The sequence below is a fragment of the Microcoleus sp. T3_A4 genome, assembly GCF_036700465.1.
GTDB lineage: Bacteria > Cyanobacteriota > Cyanobacteriia > Cyanobacteriales > Microcoleaceae > Microcoleus.
This window is the reverse complement of the sequence record NZ_JAUBOY010000001.1, coordinates 17,234-32,665: the sequence shown is the minus strand read 5'-3', so window position 1 is coordinate 32,665 and position 15,432 is coordinate 17,234. Positions and strand designations below refer to the sequence as shown.

At 46.1% G+C, this 15,432-nt stretch carries 13 protein-coding genes; 5 read left to right on the top strand and 8 right to left on the bottom strand.

The window, feature by feature from the left end:
* Nucleotides 1-15: 15 nt before the first annotated feature.
* From QUA07_RS00145 to QUA07_RS00135, 3 genes are all read right to left on the bottom strand, one after another.
* Nucleotides 16-3,306 (bottom strand): DEAD/DEAH box helicase, encoded by a 3,291-nt coding sequence (locus QUA07_RS00145; protein WP_333321407.1) that lies wholly within the window; start codon nucleotides 3,304-3,306, stop codon nucleotides 16-18.
* A gap of 220 nt (nucleotides 3,307-3,526) precedes the next feature.
* A complete protein-coding gene (locus QUA07_RS00140; protein WP_333321405.1) occupies nucleotides 3,527-4,117 on the bottom strand; it encodes a Uma2 family endonuclease in 591 nt (196 codons plus the stop codon).
* A gap of 74 nt (nucleotides 4,118-4,191) precedes the next feature.
* On the bottom strand, nucleotides 4,192-4,698 hold the full coding sequence (locus QUA07_RS00135) for a hypothetical protein (protein ID WP_333084683.1): 507 nt from the start codon (nucleotides 4,696-4,698) through the stop codon (nucleotides 4,192-4,194).
* Nucleotides 4,699-4,987: 289 nt separating this feature from the next.
* On the opposite strand from QUA07_RS00135, the gene serA reads away from it, so the two are divergent.
* A complete protein-coding gene (gene serA / locus QUA07_RS00130) occupies nucleotides 4,988-6,571 on the top strand; it encodes a phosphoglycerate dehydrogenase (protein ID WP_333321403.1) in 1,584 nt (527 codons plus the stop codon).
* Between the two features lie 183 nt (nucleotides 6,572-6,754).
* Nucleotides 6,755-7,645: a 50S ribosomal protein L11 methyltransferase gene (gene prmA, locus QUA07_RS00125; protein WP_333084681.1), complete on the top strand. Its 891-nt coding sequence runs from the start codon at nucleotides 6,755-6,757 to the stop codon at nucleotides 7,643-7,645.
* Between the two features lie 54 nt (nucleotides 7,646-7,699).
* Here prmA and QUA07_RS00120 read toward each other — a convergent pair whose 3' ends face one another.
* The gene (locus QUA07_RS00120; RefSeq protein WP_333321401.1) at nucleotides 7,700-8,293 is read right to left on the bottom strand and encodes a hypothetical protein; all 594 of its coding nucleotides are present in this window, start codon (nucleotides 8,291-8,293) and stop codon (nucleotides 7,700-7,702) included.
* An 87-nt stretch (nucleotides 8,294-8,380) separates the two neighbouring features.
* Nucleotides 8,381-8,698 (bottom strand): thioredoxin, encoded by a 318-nt coding sequence (gene trxA, locus QUA07_RS00115; RefSeq protein WP_333321399.1) that lies wholly within the window; start codon nucleotides 8,696-8,698, stop codon nucleotides 8,381-8,383.
* A 73-nt stretch (nucleotides 8,699-8,771) separates the two neighbouring features.
* Between trxA and fabG the strand changes: the two genes are divergently transcribed.
* Nucleotides 8,772-9,536, top strand: coding sequence for a 3-oxoacyl-[acyl-carrier-protein] reductase (gene fabG, locus QUA07_RS00110; RefSeq protein WP_333321397.1), 765 nt, complete (start codon nucleotides 8,772-8,774; stop codon nucleotides 9,534-9,536).
* Between the two features lie 82 nt (nucleotides 9,537-9,618).
* Here the strand turns inward: fabG and QUA07_RS00105 are convergent, their stop codons facing one another.
* From QUA07_RS00105 to QUA07_RS00095, 3 genes are all read right to left on the bottom strand, one after another.
* The gene (locus tag QUA07_RS00105) at nucleotides 9,619-10,074 is read right to left on the bottom strand and encodes an HD domain-containing protein (protein ID WP_333321395.1); all 456 of its coding nucleotides are present in this window, start codon (nucleotides 10,072-10,074) and stop codon (nucleotides 9,619-9,621) included.
* A gap of 62 nt (nucleotides 10,075-10,136) precedes the next feature.
* The gene (locus QUA07_RS00100) at nucleotides 10,137-10,565 is read right to left on the bottom strand and encodes an NUDIX domain-containing protein (protein WP_333321392.1); all 429 of its coding nucleotides are present in this window, start codon (nucleotides 10,563-10,565) and stop codon (nucleotides 10,137-10,139) included.
* A gap of 36 nt (nucleotides 10,566-10,601) precedes the next feature.
* Entirely contained in the window at nucleotides 10,602-11,657 is a 1,056-nt protein-coding gene (locus tag QUA07_RS00095) for an adenylate/guanylate cyclase domain-containing protein (RefSeq protein ID WP_333321390.1), read from the bottom strand.
* A gap of 553 nt (nucleotides 11,658-12,210) precedes the next feature.
* On the opposite strand from QUA07_RS00095, the gene QUA07_RS00090 reads away from it, so the two are divergent.
* Together QUA07_RS00090 and QUA07_RS00085 are read left to right on the top strand one after the other, a co-directional pair.
* Nucleotides 12,211-13,344, top strand: coding sequence for a class I SAM-dependent methyltransferase (locus tag QUA07_RS00090; RefSeq protein WP_333321388.1), 1,134 nt, complete (start codon nucleotides 12,211-12,213; stop codon nucleotides 13,342-13,344).
* A gap of 321 nt (nucleotides 13,345-13,665) precedes the next feature.
* Nucleotides 13,666-15,369: a lipoxygenase family protein gene (locus tag QUA07_RS00085; protein ID WP_333321386.1), complete on the top strand. Its 1,704-nt coding sequence runs from the start codon at nucleotides 13,666-13,668 to the stop codon at nucleotides 15,367-15,369.
* Nucleotides 15,370-15,432 lie beyond the last annotated feature (63 nt).

The following is a 15,432-nucleotide window of genomic DNA, read 5'->3' as shown; positions in this document are numbered from 1 at the left end:
ATTTTTTGGTTTCTCCTAATCTAGAACCGCATTTTTATTGAGCCTAATTAATTTCTTAAATGCCTCATTATCCAACTCAGTCAACCACGACTCATCCGCACCAATAATTGACCCTGCCAATTTCTTTTTGTCCTCAATCATTTGGTCAATCTTTTCTTCCAAAGTGCCAATTGCCACAAACTTATGCACAAACACATTTTTTTCCTGTCCAATCCGAAACGCCCGATCCGTCGCCTGATCTTCCACCGCCGGATTCCACCAGCGATCGAAATGGAACACGTGATTGGCTTTTGTCAGCGTAATTCCCACGCCGCCCGCCTTCAGTGACAAAATAAATACCGAAGGTTCAGACTCTGGATCTTGAAACTCTGAAATCATCCGTTCCCGTTTTTCGCGACTGGTTCCCCCGTGGATGTAGTAAGTGTTGTAATGTAGCGTTTGTTTAATATATTTTTCCAACGCGCTTCCCAGTTCTGTAAACTGCGTAAATACCAATAAACTTTCGCCTTCTGCTTTGACTTCCTCAATCATCTCGATCAGCCGTTCCAGTTTGTGCGATCGCTCTGGTGTAAACTCACTTTCATCTTGCAAAAACTGGCGCGGATGGTTACAAATTTGCTTCAGCTTCAGCAGTGTCGCCAAAATCATCCCCTTGCGCTTCATCCCTTCCGCCGCGTCAATTTCTTCTTCTACCTCTTTCACAATCGCTTCATAAAGCGAAGCTTGCTCGCGGGTGAGATTGCAGTAGAGTTTTTGCTCAACTTTGTCGGGGAGATCCTGAATAATCGACTTATCGGTTTTCAGGCGCCGGAGAATAAAGGGTTCCACTAATTTTTTGAGCGCTGCCGATTGCGTGCGACTCCCATTTTTTTGAATCGGGATCTCAAACAACTTCCGAAACTGTGCCTCTTTGCCCAGATAGCCCGGATTGAGGAAATTAAAAATTGACCATAAATCCAGCAATCGATTTTCTACGGGTGTTCCAGTCAATGCTAGTCGATGGGTAGCGGGTAACTTTAAAATCGCCTTGGTTTGCGCCGCTTTCGGATTTTTAATATTCTGCGCTTCATCAATTACCACGCGATGCCACGCTACGCTGCTCAACAGCTTCTCATCTTTTCGCACCAAGGTAAAGGAAGTAATCAACATATCGCAACCTTGGACGGCGGCTTTGAATGCTTTGGCATCTTGCAAACGTTGAGGGCCGTGGTGAATCAGCGATCGCAATTCTGGAGCAAATTTTTCCATTTCCTTTTGCCAGTTACCAACTACGGATGTGGGCGCAATTAGCAGCGTGGGGAGAACCGAAGGTGCGATCGCTTTTTCTGTCTTTTTTTCGGTCTCTTTTGTAGTAGATAAAACTTCCCGCTCTTGCAATAATCGAGCAATTACCTGCGCCGATTTACCCAAACCCATATCATCGGCAAGACAGCCATTTAGTCCCAAACTTTCCAAATAACTCAACCAAGAAACGCCGCGCTTTTGGTAATCCCGTAACTTGCCCTGAAACTTTGCTGGATCTGCAATTAACTCTAACCGACTCTTATCGCTCAGCTTCTCCAACATATCCGATAAAGCCCGATCGCGCTCCACCTCTAACTCTTCACTAGCTTCTCCTTCTGCCGTCAACTTCATAAAGTCAATCAGGCTCAAATCAGGGTTTTCTTCGCGATGTTTTTGCCAAAAATTTAGCATCTCCTGCATCTTGTCTTTGTCCAGTTCCATCCATTGTCCTCGGAACTGCACCAGCGGTGTTTTGCTATTTACTAACGCCTGCCATTCTTGTTCGCTAACCCGTTCACCCCCGATCGCCAATTCATATTGATATTCCACCAAGGAATCCGCCGAAAACAATCCTTTGCCCTTGATTGCAGCGCTCTTGCTGCCCTTCCCTTTGACTTGCAGGCGAATCTTCGCCCGTTGTCGTCCCTTCGGCGTCCACCAAGCGGGGACAATCACTTTGTATCCGGCATCTTCTAATACCCAAGCGGACTCGCTGAGGAAGGTGAAAGCATCATCTAAGCTGAGGGAAATGTTAGCAGGTTTGTCGGTTTCTAACCCTTGCCAAAGTTGGGGATAAATGCGGGCAGCGTAGCCGAGATTTGTCAGCAAATGTTGCTCAAAGTTGTCTCCGAATTGTGTTTGCAACTGTTTTTGTTGACTCGATCGCGATCGCCAATAATCCTGCAACGGCATCCGCAGAGATGGGTCTTTTTTCGCAGCCACCTGAAACTCTAAAACCCAAGGCTGTTCGGGGTTTTCGGGGGATTGTAGTTGAAAGCAGAGGGAGAATGAGTCAGCAGATTGATTGCGCGTAATGCGATCGCGCCAGGTTTGCCATTGCCGGTATTGTTCAAGGCTTACTCGCGCGATTTTTCGTGTTTGGTTGAGGCAGATTTGGAGTAAAGAATCCGCAATCTTATTTTCAAACGATGCTGGGATGGGGGTTTGAGTGACAATTTCCGCGAGCGCACACTCGGAAAAATGCCGCAGCAACCGTTCGCGATCGTAGAATTTTGGTGTATCTTGTAGCTGGAGCTTCCGAAAACCGGACACACAAACTAAAGGCATCCATTCAACATAGCGTTGTAAATCATTTTCGTACTGTGTTGAAACAATTTCCCATCCCGGATAAATCTCAAAGCTGGGTGCAATTATGGCAGTTGTTTTTGGAGTTTTTGCAGTTGTTTTGGTTTTTGTCTCGCCCGCTTTCTTACGCCCGCGCGTGGCTTTCTCAGCGGGTTCGGATGTTTCGATGGGTGCGATCGCGATCGGAGCAGTTTCTCGATAGCGCAACGCCGGAATATAATGATCTTTCAGAACAATTTGCTTAAAACTTTGGGTGTAGTGATACCAAAATAGTAAGTCTGAACCAAACTGAACTTCTGCTAAATCGTAGAGTGCCAAAAAATGCAGATCGTTCAATACTTTAGTCAAAGTGTGGGTGGCGATGGACACACAATCAACTTCCCAATACTCCAACTCAAATGTTTCGGGTAACTCTGTCTCTAAATATCGTGCTAGTTCTAAAGATGGCAACGGCTGGCTGTCGGCAGTGGGCAGTAAAAAATACCGAGGGGCGATCGCGTATTCTCGCCCCATCGCACTTGTATTGCTGACTGGTTGCAGTTGAATCCCGGCTTCTTTCGTTAGAAACTCTCTTAACTGTGCCGTCTCCAATTGTCGGGGATGAACCTTAGCAGGCTGTTTTTTCTTTTCAGTGGTTTCAACCCAAATATAAAACGTTCCAGGTTGAATAAAATTCTCTTCTGCTTGAGGAATCCAAGTCCCGTGGAGGATTTTCATAGGTCATACCAAACGCAACCTTTGGCAGCCTATCATATCATGAATGAGTGGGAAAAGATAAGAAGGCGGTTGAAAGCAGGTTTATACAAACCATGTCTGCTGGATGCCGACTAAAGAGAATAACCTAATTTTACCCCTGTTGTACTCTTTACTCTTTAACCCGCCTCTGCAGCTTTTGACTTTATAGATGCGGTTGAAACCGCCCAGTCTTCTTACAAATTTAGAAAATATCAGTTAAATCCAAAACAAAACCTGGTAGTACATCTTCGCCTGACAGAGTTGCAGGTTCATCTAAAATTTCTACTTCTCTACCTTGACGGGATATTTCTACTTTCCGATTTTTGCGATCGAGCAACCATCCCAACCTCGCTCCATTTTTCACATACACTTTCATTTTAGCCCGCAATTTTTCTAGGGAGTCAGTGGTCGAGCGCAATTCCACCACAAAATCGGGACAAATCGGCGCAAATTTCTTTTTTTCTTCCGCAGTTAAAGCATCCCACCGGTCGCGCCGAATCCAAGCAGCGTCGGGAGAAATATCAGTACCGTCGGGCAGTTTAAATCCAGTTGAAGAGTCAAAAGCAATTCCCAAATGCTTATTTTGACGGCTCCAAGATTGAAGTTGATACGATAAGTCAATGTTGAAATTACCCGTCTCGCTACCCGTAGGTGGCATAATAATCAATCCTCCACTAGCAGTGCGCTCAAATCTTAAATCCCGGTTGTCTATACACAACTGAAAAAACTGCTCATCAGTTAATTCGAGCGTTAATTCTAGGGGAGAATGTAGGGGGATAGTTTGTAATTCCATAACTGCCTCCAAATATTACACGAGTTGAATGTCAACAGTTAACAGTTAACCGTCAACTGTTAACAAACAAATAACTAAGTCTCTGTATAACCTTGGATATTTTCCGGTTTAAACTGCTGCAAAATCTTCGCAGCTTTCCCAGTCAAATCATCAGTACCCTTAACCGCAATCAAAAATTTACCCGCATTCAAACGGTTGCGGTAGGGCAAAGCATCGCCGCTACCAAAAGCCATACCCCCGGCGCCGCCAACAAAGACGCTGCCCATCGCAGCGGCGATCGCACCGAGTACGCCGCCGATCGCGTGATCGCCAATTTCCCCCGCCCAGGCAAAAGTCTTCAACTCAGTAATCAAGCTGAAAGTAACCCCAGCAATAAAGCCAAAGGGAATCAGCCAAATAGCCATGAGTTTAGCTTGTTTCTTCGCTTGCTGGTTCGGGTCGATCAAGCCAAATTCATCAGCAGTTTTGTAGCCGCGGCCCAAAATACTCACTTGCTTCATAGGCAAGCCTTCTTTTTCCAGAGCACAGTAGGCAGCTTCGGCTTGAATTCGATCGGGCAGTACGGCGATAAGATAATTCATTAGAAAACAATTCCTGATAGTTAGGCTTGAATAGCCAAAGTCTATTATAGACCGAAAAGACATACTAGCTAAGCACTTGGGGGATTTTCAGACGGTCAGAGAGTCCGATCGCCCGCAAAGCTAAAATATTTCATGCAAAAAACGGCCGACCTTGACCGAATACAGATACAATTCAAACTGCACAAAGGCAAGCTTGAGCTGAGCTGTTAGATACTGCTCTAAGTGTAAGTCTCAACTTTGAGCTCGCCAACGCTCGGTCTATTTTTACTATTGCACTCAATTGCTTGCTATGCCTAAAGTTCTAGTATCCGATCCGATCGACCAAGCCGGAATTGACATCCTCTCCCAAGTCGCGCAAGTTGACGTAAACACAGGACTCTCAGCCGAACAACTGGTAAAAATTATTCCAGATTACGACGCTTTGATGATCCGTTCTGGCACCCAAGTTACCAAAGAAATCATAGAAGCCGGGAATTCACTTAAAATTATCGGCAGAGCCGGCGTCGGCGTAGATAATGTCGATGTACCCGCCGCTACCCGCAAAGGAATTGTAGTCGTCAATTCCCCCGAAGGCAACACGATCGCCGCCGCCGAACACGCGCTTGCCATGATGCTCTCGATGTCCCGCCACATCCCGGAAGCTAACGAATCCGTCAAAGGTGGTAAATGGGAACGCAACCGCTTTCTCGGCGTAGAAGTTTACAAAAAAACCCTCGGCATCGTCGGTTTGGGCAAAATCGGCTCCCACCTCGCCGCCGCAGCCAAAGCAATGGGCATGAAACTGCTGGCCTACGATCCCTTCATTTCGACCGAAAGAGCCGACCAGTTGGGCTGCCGCTTGGTAGAACTCGAACTGCTGATGCGCGAATCCGACTACATCACCCTGCACATCCCCAAAACGCCGGAAACCCTGCACTTAATTAACGCTGAAGTGCTGTCGAAAATGAAGCCCACGGCCCGCATCATAAACTGCGCCAGAGGCGGCATCATCGACGAAGCAGCCCTCGCAGAAGCCATCAAATCAGGTCAGATCGCCGGCGCAGCTTTGGACGTTTACGAACATGAACCCCTCGAAGCTGATTCCCCGTTGCGGACTGTCGGCCAGAACATCGTGCTGACGCCCCACTTGGGAGCATCCACAGCGGAAGCTCAGGTGAATGTGGCGATCGATGTTGCTGAACAAATCCGCGATGTACTGTTGGGGCTGCCCGCGCGATCGGCTGTTAACATACCAGGAATTTACCCAGACTCGATCGAAAAACTCAGACCCTACCTGCAACTCGCCGAAACCCTCGGCAACCTCGTCAGCCAGCTAGCCGGAGGCAGAGTCGATTACCTCAACGTCCAACTGCAAGGCGAATTAGCCAGCAACCAAAGCCAGCCCGTAGTCGTCGCCGCCCTCAAAGGCCTGCTCTCCCAAGCCCTGCGAGAGCGCGTTAACTACGTCAACGCCAGCATTGAAGCCAAAGAACGCGGAATTCGCGTCGTCGAAACCAGAGACGCCTCGATTCGCGACTACACAGGCTCCCTGCACCTCTCGGCTAAGGGAACTCTCGGCGAACACACCGTGACAGGTGCAGTCCTCGGCGAAAGCGAAATTCGGATTACCAGCGTTGACGATTTCCCCGTCAACGTTTCCCCCACTCACCATATGCTGTTTACCTTGCACCGCGATATGCCGGGGATTATTGGCAAAATTGGTTCCCAATTGGGCAGTTTTAATGTCAATATTGCCAGTATGCAGGTAGGCCGTAAAATCGTGCGAGGCGATGCGGTGATGGTTTTGAGCCTCGATGACCCTCTACCAGAAGGGATACTGGCGGAGATCCTAAAAGTTCCGGGAATTCGGGATGCTTACACGGTAAATCTTTGACGGATTTAGGAGTTTAGATTTTGGATGCCAGGGCTGATAATTGGTAATGGGTAATTGGTCATTGGTCATTGGCCTGAAAGCGGGAATTTTTCTATTAGCCAATCCTCCTTCCTCACTCTCCAGTTCCCAGTCTCCAGTTCCCCTGGGCCAATCTAAAATCTAAAATCTAAAATCTAAAATTGTATGGCACATAGCTGGTGGGAAATTAGAATTCTTTGCGATCCGGCGCTGGAAGATATCATCTTTTGGCGTCTGGAACGATTTAACTGTCAGGGAACTGCTACTGAGATCAAAAGCAATTCCTGCCTGATGTCGGCTTATTTGCCCGAAGAACAGGCAGGATTGCTGGATTTGGCCGCTCTGTCTCTGTGGCTGCGCCAAGATGCTCTGTGTGCAGGTTTGCCCCTACCTGCGATGCAGTGGGATTTGATTGAAGACGAAGACTGGGGCAGCACTTGGAAGGAGCACTGGCAGCCTCAAGAAGTGGGCGATCGCTTTTTAATTAACCCGGCCTGGCTGCCCTTACCGACTGATACTGATCGCATTATTTTGCGTTTAGATCCCGGTGTGGCCTTCGGTACAGGTGCTCACGCCACTACTCAACTGTGTCTGGAGTCGCTGGAGATGCGTCTCGGTTTTGATGACAAAGAGTGCATCGTTGCTGATATCGGCTGCGGATCGGGTATTTTGTCGATCGGCGCAGTGTTGTTGGGCGCTACAAAAGTTTATGCTTTGGATACTGATCCTTTGGCAGTGCGATCGACCATTAGCAATAGACTACTCAACCGCGTTAATTCTCAGCAGTTGGTTGCAGAGCTCGGCAGTATCGATCGCTTGAAAGAAATGGTCGATGAGCCGATCGACGGTTTGATCTGCAACATTTTAGCAGAAGTAATCATTGATTTAATCCCGCAGTTCACTGCAATTAGCAAACCCACTACTTGGGCCGTGCTCAGCGGCATTTTGCTCGAACAAGCTAAGCCAATTGCTGACACTCTAGAACAGCACGGCTGGATTGTGGCTACTCTGTGGAAGCGCCAAGATTGGTGTTGTTTTAATATTCGGCGGAGTTAACAATATGGTAATTGCTAATTCCTAATTGCTAATTGGTAATTTTGAGTTCATGTTTCATCTTTGGGAAGTGAATTTAAATAAATCTCGCACCTGAAAATAAACCGCGCCAGCCCAGTAAAAACCATTCACCAAAATCAACAACGTTTTTCCAGTATAAGAATTAACAAAACCAAAAACGCGGTAAGTTGAGATCAGCACTAACAACATTTCCACTAGAGAAACAATAGACCCATAGTGCTTCCTATCCCAATAAGAAAACTGACTGATAAAACGGTAATTGCTGAACGGAAAAAAGTGCCGGTGAGCGTCGTCATTGTGGACAGGCAAATCTCCCAGAGAGTGTAGTATCATGCTGATAAACAGAATTTGCACACTTGGCCAGCCAAAGTAATAAGCAATTAGCAAACCAATAACCGCCAGGGGAATTGAATGAAACAGAGCCACAATATTTTGCACAAAAGGCTCATAATATGCTTCTGACCAAATTGTAGCTGCGGGCAAGCGAGCAATGTATTTCGCCCAAAAGTAAAATAAAAATATCGGAATATCCGGCAAAATTCCGCCGATCGCAATAATGAGATTAGCTTGTGGCAGTTGCGGTTTGCCGAGAATAGCGAGATTGATAATAGCGTGGCTGGGAGTCTTCATAGGTAGAGTGCGTCAACTACGATTATCTTATTCATAATTAATCAGATATGAGCTGACGCACCCTACGTGTGAGATAATTGGCTCCTGCTACAAGTGAGGTTGCAGTCGATCGATCAACTGCGCCGCTTGCAGCACTCCCTCAATGCGATCGACCTCAGCGCCATTTTTGAACAACACCAAAGTCGGCAAAGCATAAATGTGATACTGCGACGCCAACTGTTCGTACTTATCGGTGTCAATTTTGACAACCATGAGCTTGTCTTTCATCTGACCGCTCACTTGCTCCAAAATCCCTGCCATCATCTGACAAGGCCCGCACCAAGTAGCATAAAAATCTACTAACACCGGCAAGTCAGAGCCCGATACTAACTCATCAAAACTGCTGAACTGTTTTTGAACTGCCATAAGACAAAATAATTTTTTTGGTTCTGGCTCGATTTTAGTGCAAAATTCTCTGGTAGATTGCGAGGATACAATTATGGAACTATTGCCAGAGACTTTTCAGAGATTGCAGGGTCAAGTTGCTGTCGTGACCGGTGCGTCGCGGGGAATCGGCCGCGCCGTTGCTTTAACACTAGCAGCAGAGGGCGCTAAAGTCGCCGTCAACTATGCGAGTTCGAGTGCTGCTGCTGATGAGGTCGTAGCAGAAATAGTCGCAGCAGGAGGAGAAGCTGTCGCACTTGCAGCAGATGTCTCGAAAACTGACCAAGTAGATTTACTCACCAGTAATGTCATGGAAAAATGGGGACGGATTGACATTTTGGTGAACAATGCCGGCATTACTCGCGATACTTTGCTGCTGCGGATGAAGTTGGAAGATTGGCAAGCGGTGATTGATTTGAATCTAACCGGCGTGTTTTTGTGTGCGAAAGCTGCCAGTAAAATCATGCTGAAACAGCGAAGCGGCCGAATTATTAATATTGCTTCGGTTGCTGGGCAAATGGGCAATCCGGGACAAGCTAATTACAGTGCGGCGAAGGCTGGGGTAATTGGGTTTACTAAAACTGTGGCGAAAGAGTTGGCGAGTCGCGGGATTACTGTGAATGCGGTTGCACCGGGTTTTATCACTACAGATATGACTAAGGATGTCAAGTCTGAGGAGATTTTGAAGTATATTCCGCTGGGGAGATACGGGGAAGTTGAGGAAGTTGCGGGGATGGTGAAGTTTTTGGCGGCAGATGCGGCGGCGGCTTATATTACCGGGCAGGTTTTTAATGTGGATGGGGGGATGGTGATGGCTTAGGATTTGGGGATTTTTTTAACCGCAGATATCGCACAGGCAAGATGCCTGTGCCACGATGAAAGCGGATATTTGCGGTTAATAATTACTTTAAGGCAGCACGCAACTGACTGAGGACTTTTTTGTATTTGGCAAGGCGTTGAAAATCTGCGTCTGTCGGATTGGCGATGCGACGAAGATCGAGGTTATGAGTAACATCAGCGATTTTAACTCGCAGTGCGATCGGGTTGGCAATCACACGTTCTAAATAAGCTGCATAAGCTTCTCCTTCTATTTTGGTAATCGCCTCGATCGCCGAGACGATAACTTCAGGAAAACCTTCGCTTCTAAGTTGCTCAAGTGTCAGTTCAGAATCTTCGACCGCATCGTGTAGAACTGCTACGATTTTTTGCTCTAGAGAAGTTACATTTTCCATCACAAATAGCGGATGGTCGAGATAGGGATTGCCTGCCTTATCAACCTGCCCCTCATGAGCTTTAGCGGCGATCGCGATCGCCCGCTGTAATAATAATTCGTACTTGGAATTCGTATTTAACAACATAGTACAGAAGTTCTCTATTAAAGTTTCAGTACCCTCGCGGGGAAAACGTAGTGTGGGAGTTTTTATTTTAAATATTTCTGCAACAACTTCCAAGCCATTTGAGTACCTTCCCCTGCGTTGACTTTTTCAAAATCTACATCTTTTCTCAAAACTACCAAACCCACACCTTCTTTGATTTCTATTTGATCACAATCGCTAACTCTAGCCAAAAAAAGGTGGTTGTTTTGTAATATTTTTCTATCATTTTGAGTTTTTTGGTGAGTAAAAGTTGTGATAAACTCCATTTTGTAATAATTGGTTTTTAGGCTAGTTTCTTCCTCCAATTCTCGCACTGCTGCCTGCTGTGGACTTTCTCCAATGTCCACGCCACCACCAAAAGTAGAAAGCATTCCTTGACTGGCAATACCTGGAATATTATCTCGCAGTTGTGCCCCAATCTGACCCTTGGGGAGCATGAGAAAAATGCGAACTATTGACTGAGGAATATTCATGTTATCGATGGAATAACAAAATTAAAAAGAGTTGCTCTATAGTTTTTTGATTTGACGCCAAATTTTCCTAATCCAATTGTACAGCGCAGCATACAAAGCCCGCAACTTATTGACAAAACTTTGCCCAAGAGAACGTGTCCTTACCTGGGAAATCTCCTGGATTTCCACGGGCAGCGGTGGCATCGCCACTATTTCATAGAGCGGATATTCGCCGCTTTTTCCCGGAATTTCAACTAATAGGCACCGATCGACGATCGCCAATTCCTTAACTTCCTGATAAGTCTCCTCGGAAATCAATAAACTCGTTCCTACTTGCTTGTTAGCAGCCTCGATCCGGCTGGCCAAATTTACTGCATCCCCGATCGCCGTAACTGTCTGACTCTTCGACGCGCCCAAATTCCCAACAACCACCAAACCGCAGTGAATGCCAATCCCAATCCGCAACTGGTGACGGTATAAAGTCTCAAAATAGGGATTGAGTTTCTCTAGTTCCTCCAGCATCTCCACCCCAGCCCTTACCGCTTGTTCCGCCGCCTTGTCGGGATTTTCCAACCCAAACAGCGCCATAAAACCATCTCCCATATAATTATTAATCATGCCGCCATTGCGGTTGATTACATAACCCATTTTTTGAAAATAGCGGTTTAAAACATAGATTACATCATAGGGCAACAGGGATTCTGCAAACGCAGTAAACCCTCGAATATCGGCAAACAAAATTGCAATTTTTTTCTCTTGACCCACAGGAGTAGAAATTGACTTTCCGGCCATTTCGTCGTTAAATGATTCCAAGTCTTCAGAATCGATCGCCAATCGGCGCAAAATTACCTTGCCGCCTGCAACCTGCGTCTGACAAGCCAGCCTAATTTCGGGTTCTAAACGCAATTTTTTAGCGAGTTCCTCTTCCGGCGAAGTGCGCGGAGAGCAAAATTCCAAACCTTCGACAATCAATACCCGGCAAGTCGAACATCGGGCGCTACCGCCGCAGATGTGGGTGTGGGGAATGTCGGCACGCAGGGAAGCTTCGAGAATTATATCGTCGTCGTCTATCTCGATCATGCGATCGTCCGGCAGATAGTGAATCTGTGGCATATGTGGCGCGTCTAGCTAATTAGCGAGGAATCTCGCGGACATCTGTTATTGCAGCGAACCTGTATGCAAACCCGGTTTCTCAGCATCTTTTTTGCATCCCCTGATTCCTTAACTATAAGGCGCGATCGGCATTTGCTTCTCGTTTCGTCAGCTCAGCCGCTAAACTGACACCACTTTAAAAAAAGAATACCACTCTAGGCAATAGTCCAACTCTTAGCCGATCATTCATTCTCTATTCTCAAATCTAAAATGGTATAACTGAGCACTAAAACCGCCATCGCACCGTGAAAGTACCCCCTTTCAAGCTGTGGAGTTAATCTAAAATTTAAAATCTAAGATCTAAAAGGGACTGACATAATTCTTAATAAAATTAAGATCGCCCAAAGCCCTATAAATCCGTTATCAAATCCCCTTCAACCGCCATATATTTTTATGATTTTGCGAAGTTTTGCTGTGCAAACCTTACTTGGCAATAGTTTCAGCTTTTTGGCTCTCTAACCACCAGCCAATTTTCGTGAGATAGAATAGCATCATCTTTAAAACCTGTATAACCATGACTTCATCAACAGCCCTACAAAACATCGAAAACCACATTCCCATCGTGGGAGATGTACATAGCAAAAGTCCGATCGCCTACGGAGCAACCCGCCTCGCAGTCAGTGCAGTTAACGCCGTGCAAATGGCAGTAGCAGAGTCTTACATCAACGGATTAGAAGTCCCAGATTCAGTATTGCGATCGCTTTTTGATACCTGTATGCCCGTCTTTTTTAAGCATTTCCCGTCCCTGCTTGCACCCTACGAATGGGTACTAACAGAAACAGACCATACAGCCGAAGGGTCGCGGGATTTAATGAAGATTCAGTACGACTTACCTCAAGCAATGCTGAATCCGATGTTAGGCGATGGAAAACTCATTTATCCTAAATACAGCATGGGATTGTGGGAAAAAGGAGCCGCCAACCTAGAACAATCGCAAATGCAGATGATTGATGATGTGATTGAAAAGCTAGAGATTCAGGATGGCGACAATATTTTAGACTTGGGCTGCGGTTGGGGTTGCGTTCCCAATTACATTCTTTCCAAATTCCCCAATGTCCAGTCTACTGGCATTAACCTCAGCCACCACCAATGCGAGTATATGCGTCAGAAGATGCAAGACCCCGAAAGCTACCTTAGTTCAGGTCGATTTACCCTATATGAAGGCGATTTGAACGACGCCAACTTCGAGACAAAATTTGACAAAATTCTCTCCATCGGAGTTTTTGAGCATGTAGGCAATTTAACGAAAGCTTTCCAAAAGCTGGCATCTTTCCTGAAGGATAACGGCAAAGTTTTCATTCACATCATCACAGTTCGCACTCCCAACAATATATCCAGCGTTTTCACCCACAAATATATTTTCCCCCACGGCCGTTACTGGAAATACGATGCAGTTCCCAGTCACAACAAAGACCTCAAAACAATTCAAAGATGGTATCTCAACGGATACAATTACTCCACAACCTTTGCTAAGTGGCTGAAAAACTTTGACGATTCTCAGGCAATAGTCAAAGATTTGGACTACGGCATCGACTATGCCAAATTTCGTCGCATCTGGCGGTTTTACTTGATTTGGTTTGTGTCTAATTTCGCGAGTTGCGACGGCGAATATAACGGCAACGGTCAATATTTAATGACTCATGCCTAATCGCTCATCACTAGACCAAGCTCAAAAAACCGAACACCCCGAACCCCGACTTCTTTGAGAAGCCGGGGTTCTCAAGTGCGACCTACTTATCTAGATAATGAAACCGCCCTATGTGGATTGAGGGCGATCTAGAAGTGTTGCATTCTTTTGAGAAATTTGTCTGAGTTTAAAAAAGTCCGGAATCAGATGATCGATCGGTGAATAAGACCTATATCAAGCATGAACCCGCACAATACTTTTTAAATTCCATCGTCGATCAGTAGTGATGATGTCCGATATTTTACTACAAAAAGAGAGTTGATTTATACAATGGTAGACAATATGAAACCTTCTCTTCCTCAAGACGACCCCAACCAAGAACAGCGCCAAGATTCCTTGAATCGTCAGCAACAAGCTTATCAGTTTGACTATGAGAGTTTATCACCTTTGGCATTATTGAAAGATGTGCCCGCAGTCGAGAACTTTTCGAGCAAGTATATTGGAGAGCGGATACTAGCAACATCGGAACTTCCCGGAAATATGTTGGCGGCCGATTCGAGAAGTTTTCTCGATCCTCTCGACGAGCTCCAAGACTATGAAGATTTCTTTACTCTGCTGCCGCTACCTGCTGTTGCCAAAATCTACCAAACCGATCGCTCTTTTGCAGAACAGCGCCTGTCTGGAGTAAATCCGATGGTGCTTCGTTTGTTAGATGCCGGCGATCCTCGGGCGCAAACACTGGCACAAATTTCCAGCTTTCACCCATTATTCGATCTGGGTCAAGAGTTGCAACAAAAAAACATTTACATTGCCGATTATACGGGTAGCGACCAACACTATCGCGCGCCTTCAAAAATTGGAGGCGGCAGCTATGAAAAAGGCAGAAAATTCTTGCCAAAACCGCGAGCTTTTTTCGCTTGGCGGTGGACGGGAATCCGCGATCGCGGTGAAATGACACCGATTGCCATTCAACTAGATCCCACGCCAGGTAGCCATGTCTACACCCCATTCGATCCTCCTGTCGATTGGCTGTTTGCCAAACTCTGCGTGCAAGTAGCAGATGCCAATCACCATGAAATGAGCTCGCATTTAGGTCGAACTCATCTGGTGATGGAACCAATCGCGATCGTCACCGCCCGACAGTTGGCTAAAAATCACCCCCTTAGCCTGCTGCTGAAACCGCACTTTCGGTTTATGTTGACTAACAACGAGCTGGCACGTTCTTATTTGATCGCTCCGGGCGGGCCAGTCGATGACTTGCTAAGCGGTAGCTTGCCAGAGACAATGGAAATAGCTAGAGAGGCTTGCAGTAACTGGAGTCTGGATCAATTTGCCTTCCCAACCGAACTGAAAAATCGGGGCATGGACGATCCAAATCAACTGCCTCACTATCCTTACCGAGATGATGGATTGCTGCTGTGGAATGCGATCGAAACCTTTGTATGTGGCTATCTCAAATTCTTTTACCCGACAAATGAAGCACTCGTCCAAGATGTGGAACTGCAAACTTGGGCCCAAGAATTAGCCTCGAATGAGGGCGGTAAAGTCAAAGGAATGCCCAGTAAAATCGACACAGTTGAACAATTAATTAAAATTGTCACAACCATAATTTTTACCTGCGGCCCGCAGCATTCAGCAGTCAATTTTCCCCAGTATGAATACATGAGTTTTGCTCCCAATATGCCCTTGGCAGCATACCGGGACATTCCCAAAATTAATGCTTCTGGGACTCTCGAAGTGATTACGGAAAAGGACATTTTACGGTTGCTTCCTCCGTACAAGCGAGCGGCTGAACAACTGAAAATTCTGTTTATTTTGTCAGCTTATCGATATGACCGTTTAGGTTATTACGATAAATCTTTCCAAGAACTCTACCGGATGAGCTTTGATGAAGTTTTTGAGGGAACGCCGATCGCATTTTTAGCCAGACAGTTCCAGCAAAATTTGAATATGGCAGAACAAAGGATTGATGCCAACAATCAAAAACGAGTAATCCCTTATTTTGCTCTCAAGCCTTCGTTGGTACTCAATAGCATCAGTATGTAGAATTGTATTTTTTGGGGCGGGCGAGACGCCCACCCCACAAGAAAATTCATTCTTTGTGGAACA